We start from the raw sequence: 19,951 nt of genomic DNA on the forward strand, positions 1-19,951 counted from the left end.
AGTATTGCTTAAAAAGTGTTCTGTGGGAAGGATTAACGCTTTGGACTTTCTAGCTCATCCATTTGAATGTAGATGTCAGTAATCGCGTCGACGCGGTCTGCGGCCTGGCTTCCTAATACTTCGTAGGTGAGGTTACACAGTGATGCAACCAGACTCATTGGAGCCGCGTAACTATCAAAAGGCGAGTCACTGCCAATGTGGGTAACCAGCAGGTGGTCGACATCGTGACGATATCCTTGGCCCGTTGGATCGGTAATTAATACGGTTTTACAGTGTTTAATGCTATTTAAAACAAACTTGAATTGTCGGGTTCTACGACGAAAACCAAAAAGTACGACAAGATCATTTTCGGTTAGGTCGATAATATCTTCACTAAGTGTTTGACCGGGCTGGGGAAGCACACGGACCGACGCACGAATTTGTTTGAGTTGCTGCCTAAAATGAAGTGCAATGGGGTAGGCGTTTCTAAAACCAATCAAGGTGACCTGACCTGCTGATGCCAGCAATTTAGCAATATCTGTCAACGCCTCTGAGGAAGTGCTATCAAATGTATTGGCCAAATTCTTACTATCATTCTCATGCTGAAGTACACCACTTGAAGGGCTTACAACAGGCACGCCTTGCTCACGTAGCTGAACAAGCGCTTCTTTAGCTTGCTGGTGCGAGTCAAAACCCAGCTGGCGAAAGAAGCGACTGACTGTGGCCTTTGACGTCCCCGTTTTTTCTGCAATTAAAGACGTAGATTGACTTAATACTGCGATAGGATTCTGCTGAATATAATGCGCAATAGCCTTGCCCGAAGGGGACAAAGAGGCATAGTGGTTTTCAATTTGCTGTAAAACGTCGCTAGGGCTATTTTTTGTCATTGGTATCGCCTTATACATCTTATGCAATTATTTCACGACTTTTGTGCGATATACAAACACTACCTGAACTCAACGCGTTCACGTACTTCAAAATAGGTTTTTCGAAGCCGATTATTGAAGTAGAACACTATAATGAGCGTTGTTGCTTATTACTAAAAAACGCTTACAAGTTTCCACTGCTCTTAAAAAACCTTATCTATATAGAGAGTTACGAATGCGCAGTAAAGTGTAGGGCTAAAGTAGCACTTAATTAATCACTCATGCTTTGCAAATTGGCACTACACTTTCATAGACATAAACCGTAAAAATTCACAAAAGTGTCATCGGTTGGTAATTATCTTGTTGGTTTAGCATCGATTCTAGTTAGTAAAAACGCTTGGGGAATCGATCAGCGAACCTAGCATGATCGAGAGAAAGAGGTGAGTTGTGGCAAAGCTGTGGTCTGAATTGATCTTGCTCTTTGTGGTGATTCCCTTTGCCGTTCTCTACTGGATAAAGCATTTTGCAAATTATCTCATGCCTATTTTAGGTGTTATGGGACTTTGTTGCTTAGCTATCTTGTTAGCAGATAAGCAATTTAAACGCATTAAATTGTGGCATTGGGAAGACTATCGCACGCATTTAAAAAGTACGCTAAGGTTATTTTTGCCGTGGGCGAGCTTACTGGCGCTGGTAGTTTACTTTTTTAAACCGGAATTGTTCCTACATTGGCCTATGAACCAGCCATGGATGTGGGTAGCTACATTATTGATTTATCCGTTAGTGTCGGTCATCCCGCAAGAGATCATTTTTCGAACGTACTTTTTTCACCGTTACAAGCGAATACTGCCTTCGAAATATGCAAGGTGGGCCTTAAGTACTTTTTTATTTGGTTTAGCCCACTTAGTGTACGGTAACTGGATTGCTGTAGTCATTTCTTGGATTGGCGGTGGCATTTTCGGTTATAGGTATATGCAAACTAACTCGACGCCCGTGGTGGTTATAGAACATGCTATATGGGGCAGTTTTTTATTTACCATCGGGCTGGGATCTTATTTAGTTATCGCGTCGTAGTTATTTATATTAAAAACCGAAACACATGAACGCCAAGGAGTGAGGTGATGTTCAGTGCGCAACAAATATTACAACCCTCTATTTTAAATAAGCGAGCGGGGCTTTCTTTCTCGCAAACCGACAGCGAACCTTTTATACAAACTTTGCTTCAACAAAGTGACGAAGGTGGCGCAATAAGCAGTTTATCAAGTGCACAGTCGCTACTCTCTCAGCTTTGGGAGAACTTTGTTTATCGTTTACCGGGGTTGGCGCTAGGTTTAGTTATCATGGCGGCGTTTATCCTTTTAGCGCCACATATTGCCAAGGTTTTAGTTAAACCGTTAACCCGTACGACCACATCTCCACTGCTGCGCTCAGTCATTCAAAGAAGCGTCAGTTTAGTCTTAATTTTACTCGGTATTTATCTATTTTTGTTCTTAGCTGGGCTCACCGGATTTGCAATCGCGGTGGTGAGTGGTACAGGTGTGGTAGGGCTTATTCTTGGTTTCGCCTTTCGCGACATCGCCGAGAACTTTATTTCAAGCCTACTGCTTACTATTCAACGCCCTTTTAGAATAGGGGATATCGTACAAATCAACGATTTCACCGGCATCATTCAGAAAGTTACGGCACGTGCGACTACACTGGTGGATTTTGACGGCAACCATATTCAAATACCTAACGCGACTATTTACAAAGGGGTAATCAAAAACCTTACGGCCAACCCGCTAATGCGAGGGCAGTTTGTTATTGGCGTGGGTTACGATGCTGATATACAACACGCACAGCAGATGGCGCAAGAAATTACGTCAGCACAAGACAACGTGTTAATCGACCCTGAACCGCAAATTCTTATCGACGAATTAGGCCCCTCGACCTACAACATCAAGGTTTATTTTTGGGTGGATGTAGAGAAAACGAGTGTACTAAAAATGGCATCGGTGCTGATGCGTAAAATCACCCAAGCCTTCTTAGAGGCGAATATCAGTATGCCTGATGATGCGAGAGAGCGCATTTTCCCTGAGGGTATGCATATTTACCAGGCTTCCGAGAAAGACGCTTCAAGCGCTCGCCCTTCTGAAAATGAAGCAAATGAGTTAAGTGAAATAACAACAGGCCAAAAGAACGTAAAAAGCTTGGATAGCGAAAAGAATAGTGGAGCCACAGAAAATAGAAACGAAAGATCAAGTTCTAAAGGGGCTGGAAATTCGCGACCACAAGAATCGAAAATTAATGATGATGTGTCTTCCGAAGCTCATGAAATACGTGAGCAGGCTCGGAATTCGAGAGATCCGGAAGCAGGAGAAAATATTCTGTAATATTTGTTATGTGAAGGATTATTGGAATGTGTCACTTGCCCTCTTTTCAAATCTAGAAGGGAACCGAACATATTGAACGTGCTTCGGCAAAGCTGGCCAGAGGTGAGGAGATGTTCAGCAAAAGCTGGGCTGGTGGATTTGCTCGTCGCGCTATTAAACAGGCGCGACGGGCGATAGATTACATCTACCAAGAAATCCTTGCCATAAGTTGACATGCGCTTTCATGACGCTGCTGTATTGGTTGAATCCGTCTTGTGACTGTTGCCTGATGTAGCGTTTGAATTCCTCGTGCAGCGAAGGCTGCGCAAGCCAGTCTTCCCATAATGGCGCTAGTTTGTAATGGTATTGATTTACCAAACTTCCTACAGGTTGTATTTCCTCAATAAAGAAAAGATAGAATACATTACGCAATATTTTTGCTTTGTCGCTGGCGCGGCCTTCTGGGCAGCTTACAGCATCAAGCTCGGTTTCAAGCATATCCGTAAGCAATGAGAGGTTTTGGGTTAAGGTTTGTTGTGTATGCCAAAGTGTAGCGGGTAACCTGGCTGAGCGTATAATTTTTAGCTGTTGTTCAAGCTCGCTGCTCTCAATAATACTCTCACTATTATTTTCATTCGTAGCCTCTGTTTCTGTATCGCTCGATGCTGTATTGGAAGAATACATATCGCTCAAGAGCAATTCTTTGTTACTCAAGCTGTTGATGTAATAAAGCGCGTTTACGCTAGAAAGTGCGTCTTTATTATTTTCAACTGAGAAAAGACGTTCAGGTGTATTAAGCGCCAGACGCAACTCTTGGCTCCCTTGGACTAGGTTTGCCCACGTTTTACTGTAGTCTTGTGTCTTTTGTTCACGCCACGATGCGATGGTTGCTGCCAGTGCCGCGTTTCTCTGGTTAGACTCGTTTTCTTTCGTGAGCGCTGCTTCACAGCTTTTGAGTACATTAAGCAGCTTGCTCTCATAAACAAGCCGCTGTGATGGCAGCTGACTTTTTCCTAGCGACGTATTGCGTTCGGCAACCACTGTGCCTAACTCACAATCTTGCAGCGCATAAAACTCACGCAGGTTTATACTCACGCCCTCAATAGCGTGTTTAAGCGTGGCGGAGTCAGCAAGTTTGGGAAGCGGGGTGGTAATCTTATCGTTAAACGAATCGGGGAGGGGCGTATCGAGTACACGCGAGAGTCGTGCGGCGTAATCGTCAATGCTTTGCTTTACGGTACTACCGCCAAAACAGCCTAGCAACGCAAACATGGCAACGCTGATGACACCAGCGCGGCAAGCGTTTCTTAGTTGCGAAACTTTTGGGTGCCATGGTTTCACTTGGGAAATATTCACGCGGAGGCACCAGTATGAAGTCCGCGCCCGCCATCGACATAAATGATTTGTCCAGTGATGTAAGGGGCCGATGCCAAGAACGACAATGTTTTAGCAATATCATTTGGTGTACCTAGTTCACCCAGTGGAATACTCGATATCAGTTTGTCTTTTTCGTCCTCGTCCATTTCCCGTTCTGGCCACAAAATTGCCCCTGGCGCAATACCATTTACGCGAACGTTGGGGGCTAAGTCTATAGCTAACGATTGGGTTAGTGAGGCAAGACCGGATTTAGCAATGAGGTAAACACTGTGTTTGGGGAGTGGGCGGTCGATATGCATGTCGACCATATTGATAATGCAGCCTTTACTTACCGCTAATGCTGGTGCCAATGCTTGTGACAAAAACAATGGCCCCTTCACGTTACTGCCTATCAGAGATACCCAGTCGTCTTCTGAAATTTCGCCCACCGGAGTGGGGTAAAAACTAGAAGCATTATTTACTAAAACGTTTATCTGACCCCAAATGTCTAACGCTCGTTGCCCAAGTGCACTTACTTCGTCTGAATTACAAAGGTTGGCTTGGAGACAGGTAGCAGAGTCCTCCCGCTGACTATTTAGCTTTTCAGCCAGTGCAAGTGCCTCGTCTTTAGAATGCCCATAATGGATAATAACGCGATAGCCTTCGCTATGAAGCTGACACGCCATGGCGGCGCCAATTCGCTTTGCTGCCCCGGTAATGAGTGCTACAGGGCCTGAGTTTGTCATAATAAAAGCTACTCTCTATTTTAAATCGACTTATATCTATTTACAGTTTGCGGTGCTTTCTTTCTTAATCCGCAGGTAAAACGGCTGATGGGCAACAAATGCAAGCGAATTTGTTTGTTACATCAGCGCTTGTAAATGTCATCTATTATTTGTTTGGCTTGCGTAATGTAATGCGCGCCGAATAATAACCCGTGATTTAAAATATGGTAAAGCTGGTAAATTGGTTTTCTTAATGGGTAATTTTTTTCAATTGGAGTGTGTTGATGGTAGCCCTCAAAGAATGATTGGGGAAAGCCACCAAACAATTCGGCCATGGCAAGGTCGGTTTCCGCATCGCCAACATACACAGCGGGGTCAAATAACACCGGTCCTTTTTTATTAAAGCCTGCATTGCCCGCCCACAAATCGCCATGAAGTAGTGAAGGGTGGGGTTGATGTAAGCTCAAGAGATGTCTTACTCGAGTAACAATATCGTCTATATTGCCATCTCCGCTTTTCCATGTACCAATTGATGCCAAGCGTTCTAGCATGCTACCAATCCGTTTTTCTGCAAAAAAGTCAGCCCAAGACGCCATTCTTCCATTGGTTTGTACACTGGGACCAATGTAATTGTCATGCGGCCATCCATAGCTTGTGTAGGCGTTAACCGCATGAAGTGCAGCGAGTTGCTGCCCTAAAATGAAATAGTCATTATCAGTAGGTTCAATAAATCGAACGTGAGAAAGTACCAAATATTCCATATTAGGCGTTTCATTGGCTGTAATTCCATGGCAAATGACTCGCGGGGTAGCAATGGTTTGCGTGTTAGCGATGGCCGCTAGTCCTTCGGCTTCATGAGATAATTGCTGAGTATCATCATATTTGCGGGTTTTAACAAAGTAGCGATGGGTCGTATCTTTTATGATGTAACTTTCGTGTGTATCTCCGCCACTTACTCGTTCGGCTTTTTGGCAGCTAAAAAACTGCTGGGTTTCATCTGAAATATGCTCGCTGATAAAATGCCACATATTGCACGCTCTGCTTGTTTTAATGCTTTTTTCAAGGCGATTGGAGTGTTGAGTGACTACTTTCCTATGACACACTAGAACACCAGCGAAGAGCCAGTCCAGCAACCTTTATCGCCTTACACTAAAGTATGGGATAAAAACGGTGAAATGCATAAATTACAACTCAAAATCTTTCTAAACGAAATCAAACCTTCACAAATTAGCCAATAAAGGCTTTTCGATATTGAAGTTGCCCCTACACTGGTTATAATCCACAACTTGCTTTAATACTGAGAAAACTCAGTAAGTTCGACGCATATACAGTTTTGCAGTACCAATGCGCTGTATTTTTATGCTGTACTTTAGTCGCTTCAAATAAAGCAAGTTTCGAGTGCTATAAAGCACGATTAAATTTTCAAAAATATGCATGTGGCGCAGAGTAGGCGTCACCACTGTAAAGGAATTAAAATGCCTGTAATTACCCTTCCTGATGGAAGCCAACGCGCTTTCGATAACGCTGTTTCTGTACTAGATGTTGCAAATGATATTGGCCCTGGTTTAGCCAAAGCAACCATTGCAGGAAAAGTAAACGGTGAGTTAGTTGACGCCGTTGATATGATTGACGCGGACGCACAACTTCAAATTATTACTGCAAAAGACGATGAAGGTTTAGAAATTCTTCGTCACAGTTGCGCGCACTTGTTAGGTCACGCTATCAAACAACTTTGGCCTAACACCAAAATGGCTATCGGCCCTGTTATCGACAACGGTTTCTACTACGATGTTGATATGGAAGAAAGCCTAACCCAGGAAGATTTAGCCAAACTAGAAAAGCGTATGCTTGAACTGGCTAAAACCAATTACGACGTGGTTAAGAACAAAGTTAGCTGGCAAGAAGCACGCGATGCATTTGAAGCGCGCGGTGAAAGCTACAAGATGGAAATTCTTGATGAGAACATCAGCAAGGACGACCGCCCAGCACTGTATCACCACGAAGAATACACAGATATGTGTCGTGGCCCTCACGTGCCAAACATGAAGTTCTGCCATCACTTCAAACTGATGAAAGTGGCAGGTGCTTACTGGCGTGGCGATAGCGACAACAAAATGCTTCAGCGTATTTACGGTACTGCGTGGGCAGATAAGAAGCAGCTTAAATCTTACCTACAGCGCTTAGAAGAAGCTGAAAAGCGCGACCACCGTAAAATTGGTAAAGCACTTAACCTATTCCATTGGCAAGAAGAAGCGCCGGGTATGGTGTTTTGGCACAACGACGGTTGGTCAATTTACACCGAGCTAGAAAGCTACGTGCGTAAGAAGCTTCGTGAATACGATTATGACGAAGTTAAAGGCCCATTAATGATGGACCGCTCGCTTTGGGAAAAATCAGGTCACTGGGACAAGTACGCTGAAAACATGTTTACGACTGAATCTGAAAAGCGTGAATATGCCGTTAAGCCAATGAACTGCCCAGGCCACGTACAGATTTTCAATCAAGGTTTGAAGTCGTACCGCGACCTGCCTCTTCGTATGGCTGAGTTTGGCTGCTGTCACCGTAATGAACCATCGGGCGCACTACACGGCTTAATGCGAGTTCGTGGCTTTACGCAAGACGATGCTCACATTTTCTGTACTGAAGAACAGATCCTAGAAGAGGTGAGTGGCTGTATTAAGATGGTGTACGAGACATACGCTGCGTTTGGTTTCGAAAATATCAAAGTTAAGCTGTCTACTCGCCCAGAAAAGCGCGTAGGTGCTGACGAGATTTGGGATAAATCAGAAGCTGCGCTTGCAGATGCACTTAAAGCTAATGACATCGAGTTCGATTATCAGCCTGGAGAAGGTGCGTTCTACGGGCCGAAAATTGAGTTTACACTGCACGATTGCTTAGACCGTGCATGGCAGTGCGGAACCGTACAGCTAGATTTCTCAATGCCAGGTCGCTTGGGCTCTACTTATGTAGCAGAAGATGGCGAACGCAAAGTGCCGGTTATGATTCACCGCGCTATTTTGGGTTCACTAGAACGCTTCATTGGAATATTGACCGAAGAATTTGCAGGTTTCTTCCCACTCTGGTTGGCACCTCAGCAGGTTGTGGTAATGAATATTACCGACAAACAAGCTGAATATGCCTCAGATTGTGTAAAAAAACTGCAAGAATTAGGTTTTAGAGCAAAGTCTGACTTGCGAAATGAGAAGATCGGCTTTAAAATCCGCGAGCACACTTTGAAGCGTATTCCGTATATGCTAGTTGTGGGCGATAAAGAAATGGAAGCGGGCGAAGTAGCAGTACGCTCTCGTCGCGGTGACGACCTAGGCAAAATGCGCCTGGAAGACTTTATTGCCATGGCTCAACAAGAAGTTGTTGAAAAGACGATTAAGTAGTTGAGCAAATTGTGTATAATGCACAATTAAGGTGTCTGCTTTTGGTTTTACTTTGGGTCAACCGACCTCCCAAAAGCAGACAAAAGAATTAAATGTTTGGAGGAATAGCACATTAAAGGCGCTAACAACAAGGCTCAGGGCGACAAAGCCCGCATTAACGATGAGATTAAAGCCAGAGAAGTAAGATTAATTGGCAAAGACGGTGAACAGGTTGGTGTGGTTTCTTTAGCAGAAGCTACTCGTAACGCAGAAGAAGCGGGCCTAGATCTAGTAGAAATCAGTCCGAATGCCGAGCCGCCAGTCTGTAAAGTTATGGACTATGGCAAATTCCTCTTCGAAAAAAGTAAAGCTCAAAAAGAGCAGAAGAAAAAACAGAAGCAAATTCAGGTCAAGGAGATTAAATTTCGCCCTGGCACTGATGAAGGCGATTACCAGGTCAAACTGCGCAACCTGCGTCGCTTTCTTGAAGGTGGTGATAAAGCCAAAGTTACGATCCGCTTCCGCGGTCGTGAAATGGCGCACCAAGACATCGGTATCGATCTACTAAACCGCGTTAAAACCGATTTAGAAGATATCGCTACATGCGAGTCTTTCCCACGTCGTGTGGAAGGCCGTCAGATGATCATGGTGCTAGCCCCAAATAAGAAGTAGTAACGGTCTAAAGTTTTAAGGAATCTGCACCCTTAAACACCTTGCTGCTAAACATTAACCGGTATGAAGTGACTGCAACACGAAAAATACCGATATTAAACAATGCGGAGTTTTAGCAATGCCTAAAATGAAAACTGTAAGCGGTGCCGCCAAACGTTTTAAGAAAACGGGTTCTGGCCGCTTTAAAAGCAAACAGTCTCACTTACGTCACATTCTGACTAAGAAGAGCTCTAAGCGTAAACGTCACCTTCGTGGCAAAAAACTGGTTCATGACTCTGATACCAAATTGGTTCAGCGCATGTTGCCTTACGTATAAGACTTAGGAGACTGATTAATGGCTAGAGTAAAACGCGGCACTATCGCACGTGCTCGTCACAAGAAAGTCCTCAAGCAGGCAAAAGGTTATTACGGCGCACGTTCACGTGTATATCGCGTAGCGGTACAAGCTGTAACTAAAGCTGGTCAATATGCTTACCGTGACCGTCGTCAGCGCAAGCGTCAATTCCGTCAACTATGGATTGCACGTATTAACGCTGCTGCTCGTCAAAATGGTATGTCATACAGCCGTTTCATTAACGGTTTGAAGAAAGCGTCTGTTGAAATCGATCGTAAGATCCTTGCCGACATCGCAGTACATGACAAAGCAGCTTTCAGCGCACTAGTCGAAGCGGCTAAAGGCGCATTAGCTTAATTATTAACTAATTAAGTTTAAGTTCTTTCGGAAAAAGGCGAGCAGGATGCTCGCCTTTTTTCGTTTTTGGGTCGGGTAAACGTCAAGAAACTCAAACAAAATAGAGGCTAATCTTATTTAAGGGGAATAAAACCAATTGAACGATTTGCGCACGCATTGATTTATTGGCATGTTTTCATTAGATACCAGTTAACTTGCGCTCGAATTCAACAAGTATTCATGAAAATATTTGTTCGTTAGAGGCTAGCTCAAGCGTAAGTTTAGAAGTACGTATGACCTTGGATATTATCCATTCCATATTTGTTGGAACGGATTAATTTTTCATGATCAGGCGTCTCATATACTTGCTCTGATTAAGTTGCTTACCTAGCATATCAACACCTAGTCGCGTTAAATGGTTTTTGTCATAGAAATATACGTTTGAATTAGTATCGGCAACTTTGCATTGATTCCGTTTACACAAAAAGTCAAAAAGGTTTACGTAGTGATATCCTAGTTCAGACTGATATTTAAAAAGTTGCTCATTTTGAAAGTTATAATTGTAGTCAGGTGATGTAGAAATGTTTTCATACGCTACGCTCGACAACTCCTTTCCTGACTCATAAGATTGAAACAACATTAAGGGAATTTCTGTCGAAAATGACTTTCCGCTTATAACAAGTATATCGACCTTTTCGTTGAGCTCTTTTAATTGCTTTATTGACTCTAAGAGGTAGACAATGAAGTTATTATGCCAATGCATGGCTAAAACTATAGTATCTGCCTTCTTGACTGCCTCATCGGTCTGTAAATTCACCAAAGCTGCCTTACATTCGCTAATTTGCTTTTCTGATAGCTCTTTTGATAGCTTAATTAACAACTCGTCTAAGGAAGAGTTATTCAAGTAAGCGCTTCTACAACGAGAATATATCACTCTGCTCACTAAATCGGTGTTCTGTAAACTTCCGTTTATTTCCAACATGTTTATAAAGTCGCCAGCTTGAGAGTCACCTATAACTAATAGCTTGTTTCGGCCATCATTCTCAAATTCTTTACCATTAATACGCTTGTGGAGTTCCCAAGTATACGTACCATTGCTTTCAGTATCTTTATTTACTAAGGTATTTTTGTATATGTTGTCAGGGAGGTCGTATATTAAATTAGTATTCAAAAAGATATAAAACGATGCCAATAATGGAAATAGGGCTATATAAGTAATTTTTTTTCCAAATAGGCTTGGAATTGAATGAATTGCTGAGTTTAATTTTAAGCTTTCTACGTAACGATAACTTAAAAAACCTAGGATAAAAGTTAACGCTATACCTAAAAGTGTGTATTTGAAACCCAAATTGAAGTAACTAATTGCTACTACAATCGGCCAGTGCCACAAGTAAATTGAATAGGACCATCTACCTACGTGCTGAGAAAGGACATTACCCGTTAAAAGACTATCTGCCTTGTTGGCTTGTATTATTAAGAATGCGCCAATAACTGGAAAAAGCGCCAAATATCCAGGCCAAACATCAGAAGATGTGATAAATACATAAGACAATAGTATAAAAAGTATACCAAGGCTTTCTGCTAGACTTTTATGACGCTCCATAAACTTGAGCGGATATAGATAAGCTAAGCCACCAACGAGCATTTCCCAAGCTCTTGTGTGAATTAAGAAGTAAGATGAATCTGGCCAACGTTTAGATGCGATAACGCTTATAGCGAACCCTAATAATGATAACGCACAAATAACTCTTTTCGTGTTATTTGTGCTAAATAACGAGCGTAATACTATAAGAATTACGGGGTAGATAAGATAAAACTGCCACTCCACCGAAAGAGACCAGGTATGAAGTAACCACTTTTCATGAGAATCCACATCGAAGTAGCCTGATTCGGCCCAGTAACAAAAATTCGAAAGAAAACTAATACTTGATGCACTATGTTTGGCTAGAGTCTTATATTCCAGTGGGGGAAGGAAAAGGAATCCAGCAACCATTAAAAAAATACATAAAACGGCTAAGGCAGGGATAATTCTATTTGCCCTAGCTATGTAAAATTTAACAATTGAAAAGCCGCCCTTTTCCATTGAGCTAAATAGTATGCTTGTCATTAAAAAGCCTGATATGACAAAGAATACATCAACGCCCGCAAAGCCACCTGGCATCCAAGCTTCATTAAAGTGGAATAGCACAACAGAAACCACTGCTATAGCTCTTAACCCATTTATATCTTTTCTAAATTTCATACTACTTTTGATATTATCGGTTTCTGAAAAAGACTAGTTTCGCAGGTCTTTGAAAATATGGTATTTACAAGACCGCGCTCTAGTAAGCATTCTTATTAATAAAGCCATTAAATACAGTCATGAATACAATTTTAATATCGAACCAAATAGACCAGCGGTGTATATAGTCTAAATCGTACTCTACACGCTGTACCATCTTGTTCGTGGTTTCCGTTTCACCGCGCAAACCATTCACTTGTGCCCAACCCGTAATACCAGGCTTAACTTTATGTCGCAGCATGTAACCTGTAATGATCTTACGATATTCCTCATTGTGAGCAACCGCGTGCGGGCGAGGGCCTACAATTGACATGCGACCCTGCAGAACATTGATAAACTGAGGTAGTTCATCTAACGATGTGCGCCTTAAGAAACCACCTATTTTGGTTAAACGCGCGTCGTTTTTCGTTGCTTGCTTAACAATTGCTCCGTTGTCTTGCGTAGTCATAGACCGGAATTTGTAAACCGTAATTTGTTTACCATCTAATCCGTAACGCTTTTGTTTGAAAATGACTGGCCCTTTAGATGTGAGCTTAACTGCGGCCGCAATTGCTAACATGGGAACGGATATCAACATTAAAATCAGACTGCTTAATACAACATCTTCAAACCGCTTCAATACGTCACTGGCGCCTTGGAAAGGGGTGTCATATACACTTAGTGCCTGTACATTACCCACGGTTTGCCAGCGAGCGTTAAGCAAGTTGTACATAAAGAAGTTCGGAATTACATAAACGTTAGCGGTGGTATCGCTGCACTGTTCAAGAATTGCACGAATGCGATTTTCTGCACTCATTGGCAATGCTATGTAGATGTAATCAACTTCGTTGCGCTTGGCCATTTCAATGGCTTCTTCAATGTTGCCGAGCACAGCACCCTGCATCTCATGAGGGAGACGTTCTGCTTCACGGTCATCATAAATACCGTTAAAGCGAATACCTAAATGTTCGTTCTGTTGTATCTGAAGAGCAACATTCGCGCCTAAATGAGTAGCGCCAATGATAATAGAACGGCGTGTGTTCAAGCCGCTTTTGCGAATGCGGAAGAGAAACTTGCGCATAATAAAGCGCCACAGAATCAAAACGACAAATGAAGATGCAAACCAAAGCAATATTGCAGGAGGTGGCGTTTTTATTTCTTGAACGAAAAAGTACCCCATCGACATGGTACCGAGAACGCTCAATGTCCATGTGATTGCAGCCGCTCTTAGCATTTCAGGCGTTCTGTGCCCACGCCACGACCGATATAACTCAACGCCTTCGGCAGAAATTTGAAAGCAAATAACGTTTACAAAAAGAAGAATTAAACTGGTGGTATCTATCTGGGTACCGTAATACGCTGCTGCCGAATAATACAAAATCGTTACCAGCGAAAGATCGATGAGTCTGTAAATGGTTGAAAAACCACTTTGGTTCCTGACTACCAAACCACCATTAGAATTAGACTCAACCGGGTGAGCTTTAAGTGCTTTGTTAGATTCTACTCTATTGTCCATTTAAGTAATCTCTAAGTGAAAAAGTGAAGCCTGTAGCCAAAGCTAACGACAACAAAAACAAGCTAAGCCATGAATTAAGAAGAATAGCGAAGACAACTTATGGAAGTTAGGCAAATATTGTGCCCACTTTTAAGCGCGTAAGATGAATAATCACAACGTGCTGATTATATTCGCGTTGAAATTTTTCACGTTTAACGCTTAAGTGCTCTAGCAACAGCGTATTATATGGATATTGTAATTTTATTACAAAAACAAAGTACATTCCGTACTAATTTGGTGCAAAATGAGTAGAATACGGCGCTAGCGCTTTTCATGAACAATATAAATAAGATAGCATATACCTCATTTGCAGCCTTGGACATATAGATGCAACAATACCTAGGTATAAGTTGCAGTACTTTGTTAACTGACTGTTGAGTCAAACAATACAGAGCAAATTGACTTTCGCTTCAATGTGTTCGCTAGTAATGTTCAGAGCCTAATACAGCAAAAGCGGCACGCCTATTGCTCGACATTGATTATCCATGAACTATTAAGGCATTCACCTTGTTTAGTTTGTAAGAATTACACATATTCCGGCTGTTTCGCGGTTTATAGCGTTTATGTAAGGATGTATTTGAAAGCGCTATATCGAAATAATGCACCGTTTTAATACACCCAAGCCATCGTAGGAAGGAAATAACATGTTAAAAAGGACCAAAAGCATAATAGCTCTGTCGGTAATTTGCGCCACACCGACTCTATTTGCCCAAGAGGCTGGTCGAATTCAAGCTGGGCAATTTGATTTGATCCCTTCATTTACGTCTTCGATGGCGTATGTTGACAACGTGGCGAATGCACGAGATAACCAAAGTAAAATATACAGCTGGCGTACCACTTTATCCCCTGAACTTATTGCCGCTACGCAAGTCAACGGCAACCCCGTTCAGATTGGTTATAGACTGGAGCGTGGTGTATATTTTTCCAGTAGCAATGATGATTATACCGACCATTTTGTAGAAGCTTCGGGTGACTTTGAATTGAATAGTCGTCATCGTGTGAGTGCGCTCGCTCAATATGAAGATGGTCATGAAGATCGCGGTACCGGCTTCTCAATTGGTACTGGGTTGGATATTTCAACACCAGATACTTATAAAAGCTCGAACCTTTCTGCTGAATACACGTATGGTGCCGTGACTTCTGATGGTCTTATTACATTAAAAACACGTCGACAATCACTAGACTATGACAGATCTGAAGACGCCTATTTGATCCGCGATAGGGTAAAAACCATGGTTGGCGGTGAGTTTGGCTACCAAATTGGAGCTGCAACTAGTGCTGTTATTGATATTACGCAAACCTACGTTAGATATGATGAGCAGTTAGACTTTGTCACTCGCGACAGTGATGAGACACGCGTTTTAGTTGGTGTTGTTTGGGAAAGCACTGCTGCGACAACAGGTTTTGCAAAAGTAGGTTATAAAGAGAAAGAGTTTGAGGATCAATCACGAGGGACATTCTACGGCACAGATTGGGAGGTTGGAATAGATTGGCAACCAGTGAGCTATTCTACGTTTAGAATCTCGACAAGTGCAGATACCTTCGAAACGAATGGTGAAGGCGATTTCATCCGTGGACAAAACTATAGTGTTCGCTGGAATCATGATTGGCTTGAGCGTTTAAGTACCTCGTTTAGTGTCACTCAACAAGATGACGAATATGTATTTAACGAAATTGATATCGATAATAGAGACGACGAACTCATAAATTACTCAGCATCTTTAAGTTATCAAGCTCGCAGATGGTTAAAATTCAGCACTTATTATCAGTATACAGATCGCGATAGTAACCGAGAGACCATTGGCTATGATAAGAGCGAAATTGGGGTAACTGCTGAGGTAACACTGTGAAACGACAGGTAATTAGTTTAGCTTCGATACTATTCATAATTCTTTACTCGGCGTTCTCCTTCGCTCAGGAAGGAAACTTGAGCATGAGTCAGTATCAACTTGGATCTGGTGACAGAATAAAAATCAGTGTTTTTGGCCAAGATGATCTTTCGATGGAAGTGCGTCTACCTGACGTCGGTACAATTAATTATCCATTCTTAGGGGAAATTAAATTGGTAGGCTTAACTGCCGATGAAGTCGAAAAGAAAATTTATGATGGTTTGCTAGGGGATTATTTGGTTAACCCTTCTGTCTCAGTAGCTATCGTTGAATACAGGCCCTTCTTTATTGATGGTGAAGTGAAAAGGCCGGGCGGCTATCCATATCAACCAGGCCTTTCTGTTAATAAAGCAGCTGCATTAGCCGGCGGTTACACAGAGCGAGCGGCCCGCGACAAAATTACCATAATTCGTGAAAAAGACGGCAGAACAAACGAATTCACCGTAACCGTGAGCGATATGATTCAGCCTGGTGATATTATCACCATCAATCAGCGTTTCTTCTAAATTACGTAGCGTGCAGGAAATAAAATGGCAGTAAATGGCAGGGAAGAGTTCAATGCTGGTGTGTTTGAAAATGAGACCATCGACATTGCTCATTATTTGGGAATTATTAAGCGTTACGCATTTCGAATTGTATCATTAGCAATTGCATTTACGATCTTAGTTGCATTGCTAGTTATGCGTATGACGCCCATGTTCACTTCTACTACAACTATTTTAGTAGAGGCAGAAAAGGCGAACGTTGTTTCAATAGAAGAAGTATATGGTCTTGACACAAAGCGCAAGGACTACATGCAAACGCAATTTGAAATATTGCAATCCCGTCAAATTGCAGAACGCACGGTTGAAAGCTTATCGCTTTATAATAACGAAGAGTTTATGCCAGTTGATGAGGGCGCCAGTTTATTTGATGAACTCAAAGCTAGAGTAGTCGAAGCTTTACCGTTTCTTCCACAGGAAGAGCCTAAAGATTTAACTGAAGAGCAAATTTTAGCGGCTAAAAAGCGCAAAGCCACTTCACTTTTAATGAGCGCACTTACCGTTGAAATGGTCGATAATACGCAAGTAATGAGAATAACCATTACTACTGAATCACCTACACTTTCAGCGGAACTGGCTAACGCAGTCGCAGACGTCTACATTGAAAACTATCTGCAGGCTAAGCTTGATATGACTGCGAAAGCAACGTCTTTTCTTACAGATAGCTTAGAAGGCCTCAAGCAAAAGCTTACTGTGGCTGAACGTAATCTTGCTAAGTTTTACGAACAAAATCAAGTCGTTAATATAGATGGTGTGGTGGGCTTAGCGGCCGATGAATTAGAGCAGCTGAGCAAGCAGTTACTCGATGCGCAAACCGCACTTAAGCTCAATGCTGTTATTTATAGACAAACGCGCAACGATGTTTCGTTAGAAGACATAGCGCGTCTTCCTGAAGTACTGAATCACCCAACCATCAGAGATGTTCGACGTGACGAAGCAAAGGCGATGACGCGCGTGAGCGAACTGAGTAAAGTTTATGGCCCTAAACACCCTAGAATGATTGCTGCGAATGCAGAGCTTTCTTCTATCCGGGAAACACTGAGTAGTCAGATTAGGGATTTGATAACGAGTATTACAACGCAATACGAAGTGTCGGAAGACCGCGTTGTACAGCTAGAGCAAGAAGTCGCGCAAGCGAAAGCTGAGTTCCGTTCACTGTCAGCGTTAGACAACCAGCGGCGAGCTCTGCAACGTGAAGTTGATATTAATCAGCAGCTTTACAACTCTTTCTTTACTCGTTTGAAGGAAACTGATGAGCTGGGCGGCTTTGAGTCAGCAAATGCTCGAGTACTCGACGCGGCGTTACCCAAATATACGCCTTCTGAGCCCAACAAAAAGCTGTTAATAGGTGCTGCTTTTGTCTTTAGTATGGGCTTTGGCGTTTTCTTGGCCATTGCCATGGAAACCCTTAACAGCGGTATTCGTTCGGTTGAAGATGTTGAGCGTAAACTTGGACAGCGTATGTTGGGTCTTATCCCATGGCTTCCACACAAGAAGAAGACTGACTTACCAATTCGTTCTTTCTTTGATGGTAAAAAGCATCAATTTGCAGAGTCGGTTCGTACCCTGCGGACTAGCTTATCATTATTGAATTTAGATAAAGAGCAGCAAGCCATAATGGTTACATCGAGCGTGCCTAAAGAAGGTAAAACTACCGTTTCGATTAATTTAGCGTTTGCCTTGGGGCAGCTGGATAAGACCATACTGATTGATGCCGACTTACGTCGTCCTAGCGTTGGCAAGCAATTTGGCATTCCAAATTACCAGCCCGGTGTTGCGAACTTAATCTTAAAATCACATACTTTTGATGAATGCTTAGTGCAGGATGAAGAATCTAAGATAGATATATTATCCGCAGGAACTATCCCATCAAATCCACAAGAATTGCTAGCTGACAAAGGCTTCGGCGAACTTATCGCCCAGCTCAAGACCCAGTACAAATACGTTGTTGTTGATACTGCACCAACTCAAGCTGTTAGTGACTCTATGGTTATTGCAAACTCATGTGATTCTGTAATCTACGTAGTTCGTGCAGACAGTACCAGTGAGAAGTTAATAAATAATGGTTTGTCTCGATTCCTTCAAGTTGGTCATCGTCTTGATGGGGTAGTGCTAAATCAAGTAGACTTACGTAAATCTGGTGCAGCACAAAGGTATGCTGGATTCTACGACCAATACGGTTATACGAGTCATAAAGACAGCTAACAGTAATTATTGATAGATATACATAGCCATATATTGCCTGGCATCGACGACGGTGCCAGGTCTTTAGATATCGCCTTAGAAATGGCACAGCAAGCTGTTGACTGTGGTGTAAGTCACATGGTTTGCACGCCTCATATCCATAAAGGCTACTTTGACAATTCTTCCAGCACGATAAAGCCTGTATTTGATGAATTTGTGAAAGCTGTCAAAACAGCGGCGATTCCTTTAACACTTTCTTATGCAGCTGAAGTGAGAGTGAATGAGCTTATTCCTGTTTGGTTCAAACAAGGGGAGCTACCATTCATCGGTGAACTAAGCGATAAAAAAATACTTCTGCTTGAAATGCCTCATAGCCATGTTCCTCAGGGGCTTGAGACCCTAGTTAAATGGTTATTAAGAAATAACGTTCAGCCTCTTATAGCGCATCCAGAACGAAATCGGGAGTTGTTAGCAGAGCCAACTAAATTTAGCTGGCTTCAGCGGCAAGGGTGTTTGTTTCAAGTTACCGCTGGCGCTTTGACGGGGCGATTTGGAGACAACGTAGCACAATTTGCATTAAGTTTAATGCAGCGAAAAGCATTTCATGTCGTTGCCTCTGATACCCATGATTTAGTACGACGGCCTAATGACATGAGAGATGCGTTTGACGTTGTCGCCGCCTTCGATAGGGTCTTCGCTCAAGACGTTTTCATTAACAAGCCTGGTGAAATAATAGGTAAAGCACTTAGGCAAGGTGTTTAATGAAGGCGTTTAATCTCGCTAGCTTTCACAACCAACAAATTTTTAGTACAGCGCTTAAATGGATCGTAGCGCTTTTGGCGTTATGGAGTTTAGTGTGGAGTATCCAGCTTTTTATTGCGGGTAATGCGTACTATAGCGTAAAAAATAACATTGATATGTGGCAGCAAAGGCCTGAGCGTGCGACTACAGAGAAGATAGAGCAAGCTCTAAATAAAATAGAAACAGCGCTTAGTTATTTCCCGAAAAACGCACTCTACTATCAAGTACAAGGGCAATTATTTGAATGGAAAGCATATTGTGTGGGTGACGCCGGCGTGTCGAGCGACACTCAAACAGCAGCTTTTGATTCGAAGAGAAATTTATACCAAGCCTTTACCGCCTACGAAAAGAGTCTAGAGCTAAGACCAAATTGGAGCGGCAGTTGGATAGGGCTAGCGTCAGTTAAGTGGAAACAGAGAGAATTAGATAGTGCATTCTATGATTATGTAACGCGTGCCGTTGATGTGGGAGCACAAGATGCCATAGTGCACAAATTTATCGTAGAATATGGCTTAGACATGTTTTCCGCACGCTCAGTGCATTACGTAAAAGTGAAAGACCTATTAAAGCGCCATTTAGATTTAGGAATTCAAAATCCACTTAGTAGAAGTTTTGTTTTAGAAGCTATCCAAAAGCATAGCGCAGAGGAAGTAGTGTGTCGTTGGTTGAATACTTCGAGTTACCCTGTCAAAAAGCGTATACCTAATTGCGTGACATACGACTAAAAACG

17 protein-coding genes are annotated in these 19,951 nt (G+C 42.5%); 11 read left to right on the forward strand and 6 right to left on the reverse strand.

The features are described 5' to 3' along the window. Window positions 1-32: 32 nt before the first annotated feature. Window positions 33-866, reverse strand: coding sequence for a MurR/RpiR family transcriptional regulator (locus tag MHN00_RS15410; RefSeq protein WP_039230095.1), 834 nt, complete (start codon window positions 864-866; stop codon window positions 33-35). A 426-nt stretch (window positions 867-1,292) separates the two neighbouring features. Between MHN00_RS15410 and MHN00_RS15415 the strand changes: the two genes are divergently transcribed. Next, window positions 1,293-1,919, forward strand: coding sequence for a CPBP family intramembrane glutamic endopeptidase (locus MHN00_RS15415; protein ID WP_014976215.1), 627 nt, complete (start codon window positions 1,293-1,295; stop codon window positions 1,917-1,919). A 47-nt stretch (window positions 1,920-1,966) separates the two neighbouring features. After that, window positions 1,967-3,217, forward strand: coding sequence for a mechanosensitive ion channel family protein (locus MHN00_RS15420; protein WP_239301668.1), 1,251 nt, complete (start codon window positions 1,967-1,969; stop codon window positions 3,215-3,217). Window positions 3,218-3,370: 153 nt separating this feature from the next. Here MHN00_RS15420 and MHN00_RS15425 read toward each other — a convergent pair whose 3' ends face one another. From MHN00_RS15425 to MHN00_RS15435, 3 genes are all read right to left on the reverse strand, one after another. Beyond that, a complete protein-coding gene (locus tag MHN00_RS15425) occupies window positions 3,371-4,552 on the reverse strand; it encodes a DUF3080 family protein (RefSeq protein ID WP_239301670.1) in 1,182 nt (393 codons plus the stop codon). Further along, window positions 4,549-5,298, reverse strand: coding sequence for a pteridine reductase (locus tag MHN00_RS15430; RefSeq protein ID WP_075176348.1), 750 nt, complete (start codon window positions 5,296-5,298; stop codon window positions 4,549-4,551). The genes MHN00_RS15425 and MHN00_RS15430 overlap by 4 nt, the downstream gene beginning before the upstream one ends. 122 nt (window positions 5,299-5,420) lie before the next feature. Next, window positions 5,421-6,305: a fructosamine kinase family protein gene (locus tag MHN00_RS15435; protein WP_239301672.1), complete on the reverse strand. Its 885-nt coding sequence runs from the start codon at window positions 6,303-6,305 to the stop codon at window positions 5,421-5,423. 447 nt (window positions 6,306-6,752) lie between these two features. Here MHN00_RS15435 and thrS point away from each other — a divergent pair, with 447 nt between their 5' ends. The 4 genes from thrS (at window position 6,753) to rplT (ending at window position 10,011) form a co-directional block, all read left to right on the forward strand. Then, window positions 6,753-8,669 (forward strand): threonine--tRNA ligase, encoded by a 1,917-nt coding sequence (thrS, locus tag MHN00_RS15440; protein ID WP_014976220.1) that lies wholly within the window; start codon window positions 6,753-6,755, stop codon window positions 8,667-8,669. A 111-nt stretch (window positions 8,670-8,780) separates the two neighbouring features. Next, window positions 8,781-9,320, forward strand: coding sequence for a translation initiation factor IF-3 (infC, locus tag MHN00_RS15445; RefSeq protein WP_071814473.1), 540 nt, complete (start codon window positions 8,781-8,783; stop codon window positions 9,318-9,320). A gap of 118 nt (window positions 9,321-9,438) precedes the next feature. Continuing rightward, window positions 9,439-9,636, forward strand: a complete 198-nt coding sequence (gene rpmI, locus MHN00_RS15450; RefSeq protein ID WP_012518091.1) for a 50S ribosomal protein L35 — start codon at window positions 9,439-9,441, stop codon at window positions 9,634-9,636. 18 nt (window positions 9,637-9,654) lie between these two features. After that, window positions 9,655-10,011, forward strand: coding sequence for a 50S ribosomal protein L20 (gene rplT / locus MHN00_RS15455; protein WP_012518092.1), 357 nt, complete (start codon window positions 9,655-9,657; stop codon window positions 10,009-10,011). Window positions 10,012-10,324: 313 nt separating this feature from the next. Here rplT and MHN00_RS15460 read toward each other — a convergent pair whose 3' ends face one another. Both MHN00_RS15460 and MHN00_RS15465 read right to left on the reverse strand, forming a co-directional pair. After that, complete coding sequence (locus MHN00_RS15460; protein WP_239301674.1) at window positions 10,325-12,232, reverse strand: acyltransferase family protein; 1,908 nt, start codon at window positions 12,230-12,232, stop codon at window positions 10,325-10,327. Window positions 12,233-12,311: 79 nt separating this feature from the next. After that, window positions 12,312-13,766 carry an undecaprenyl-phosphate glucose phosphotransferase gene (locus MHN00_RS15465; RefSeq protein ID WP_239301676.1) on the reverse strand — a complete coding sequence of 485 codons (1,455 nt, stop codon included), beginning with the start codon at window positions 13,764-13,766 and terminating at the stop codon, window positions 12,312-12,314. 683 nt (window positions 13,767-14,449) lie between these two features. Here MHN00_RS15465 and MHN00_RS15470 point away from each other — a divergent pair. The 5 genes from MHN00_RS15470 to MHN00_RS15490 all read left to right on the forward strand — a co-directional run bounded on the left by MHN00_RS15470 (window position 14,450) and on the right by MHN00_RS15490 (window position 19,946). After that, on the forward strand, window positions 14,450-15,655 hold the full coding sequence (locus MHN00_RS15470; RefSeq protein ID WP_039227152.1) for an outer membrane beta-barrel protein: 1,206 nt from the start codon (window positions 14,450-14,452) through the stop codon (window positions 15,653-15,655). A gap of 83 nt (window positions 15,656-15,738) precedes the next feature. Beyond that, entirely contained in the window at window positions 15,739-16,200 is a 462-nt protein-coding gene (locus MHN00_RS15475) for a polysaccharide biosynthesis/export family protein (protein ID WP_014949103.1), read from the forward strand. Between the two features lie 24 nt (window positions 16,201-16,224). After that, window positions 16,225-18,441 (forward strand): polysaccharide biosynthesis tyrosine autokinase, encoded by a 2,217-nt coding sequence (locus MHN00_RS15480; RefSeq protein ID WP_156078214.1) that lies wholly within the window; start codon window positions 16,225-16,227, stop codon window positions 18,439-18,441. A 9-nt stretch (window positions 18,442-18,450) separates the two neighbouring features. Further along, window positions 18,451-19,182 carry a CpsB/CapC family capsule biosynthesis tyrosine phosphatase gene (locus tag MHN00_RS15485; protein ID WP_239301678.1) on the forward strand — a complete coding sequence of 244 codons (732 nt, stop codon included), beginning with the start codon at window positions 18,451-18,453 and terminating at the stop codon, window positions 19,180-19,182. Next, complete coding sequence (locus MHN00_RS15490; protein WP_239301680.1) at window positions 19,182-19,946, forward strand: VpsP family polysaccharide biosynthesis protein; 765 nt, start codon at window positions 19,182-19,184, stop codon at window positions 19,944-19,946. Before MHN00_RS15485 ends, MHN00_RS15490 begins: the two co-directional genes overlap by 1 nt. Window positions 19,947-19,951 lie beyond the last annotated feature (5 nt).

Origin of the sequence: Alteromonas sp. Cnat2-8 (assembly GCF_022348355.1) — a bacterium.
Lineage (GTDB): Bacteria > Pseudomonadota > Gammaproteobacteria > Enterobacterales > Alteromonadaceae > Alteromonas > Alteromonas macleodii.

Coding starts and splice junctions, on each gene's coding strand:
- MHN00_RS15410 (WP_039230095.1), bottom strand. CDS start 866: ATGACAAAAAATAGCCCTAGCGACGTTTTACAGCAAATTGAAAACCAC.
- MHN00_RS15420 (WP_239301668.1), top strand. CDS start 1,967: ATGTTCAGTGCGCAACAAATATTACAACCCTCTATTTTAAATAAGCGA.
- MHN00_RS15430 (WP_075176348.1), bottom strand. CDS start 5,298: ATGACAAACTCAGGCCCTGTAGCACTCATTACCGGGGCAGCAAAGCGA.
- MHN00_RS15435 (WP_239301672.1), bottom strand. CDS start 6,305: ATGTGGCATTTTATCAGCGAGCATATTTCAGATGAAACCCAGCAGTTT.
- thrS (WP_014976220.1), top strand. CDS start 6,753: ATGCCTGTAATTACCCTTCCTGATGGAAGCCAACGCGCTTTCGATAAC.
- rpmI (WP_012518091.1), top strand. CDS start 9,439: ATGCCTAAAATGAAAACTGTAAGCGGTGCCGCCAAACGTTTTAAGAAA.
- rplT (WP_012518092.1), top strand. CDS start 9,655: ATGGCTAGAGTAAAACGCGGCACTATCGCACGTGCTCGTCACAAGAAA.
- MHN00_RS15460 (WP_239301674.1), bottom strand. CDS start 12,232: ATGAAATTTAGAAAAGATATAAATGGGTTAAGAGCTATAGCAGTGGTT.
- MHN00_RS15465 (WP_239301676.1), bottom strand. CDS start 13,766: ATGGACAATAGAGTAGAATCTAACAAAGCACTTAAAGCTCACCCGGTT.
- MHN00_RS15470 (WP_039227152.1), top strand. CDS start 14,450: ATGTTAAAAAGGACCAAAAGCATAATAGCTCTGTCGGTAATTTGCGCC.
- MHN00_RS15475 (WP_014949103.1), top strand. CDS start 15,739: ATGAGTCAGTATCAACTTGGATCTGGTGACAGAATAAAAATCAGTGTT.
- MHN00_RS15480 (WP_156078214.1), top strand. CDS start 16,225: ATGGCAGTAAATGGCAGGGAAGAGTTCAATGCTGGTGTGTTTGAAAAT.
- MHN00_RS15490 (WP_239301680.1), top strand. CDS start 19,182: ATGAAGGCGTTTAATCTCGCTAGCTTTCACAACCAACAAATTTTTAGT.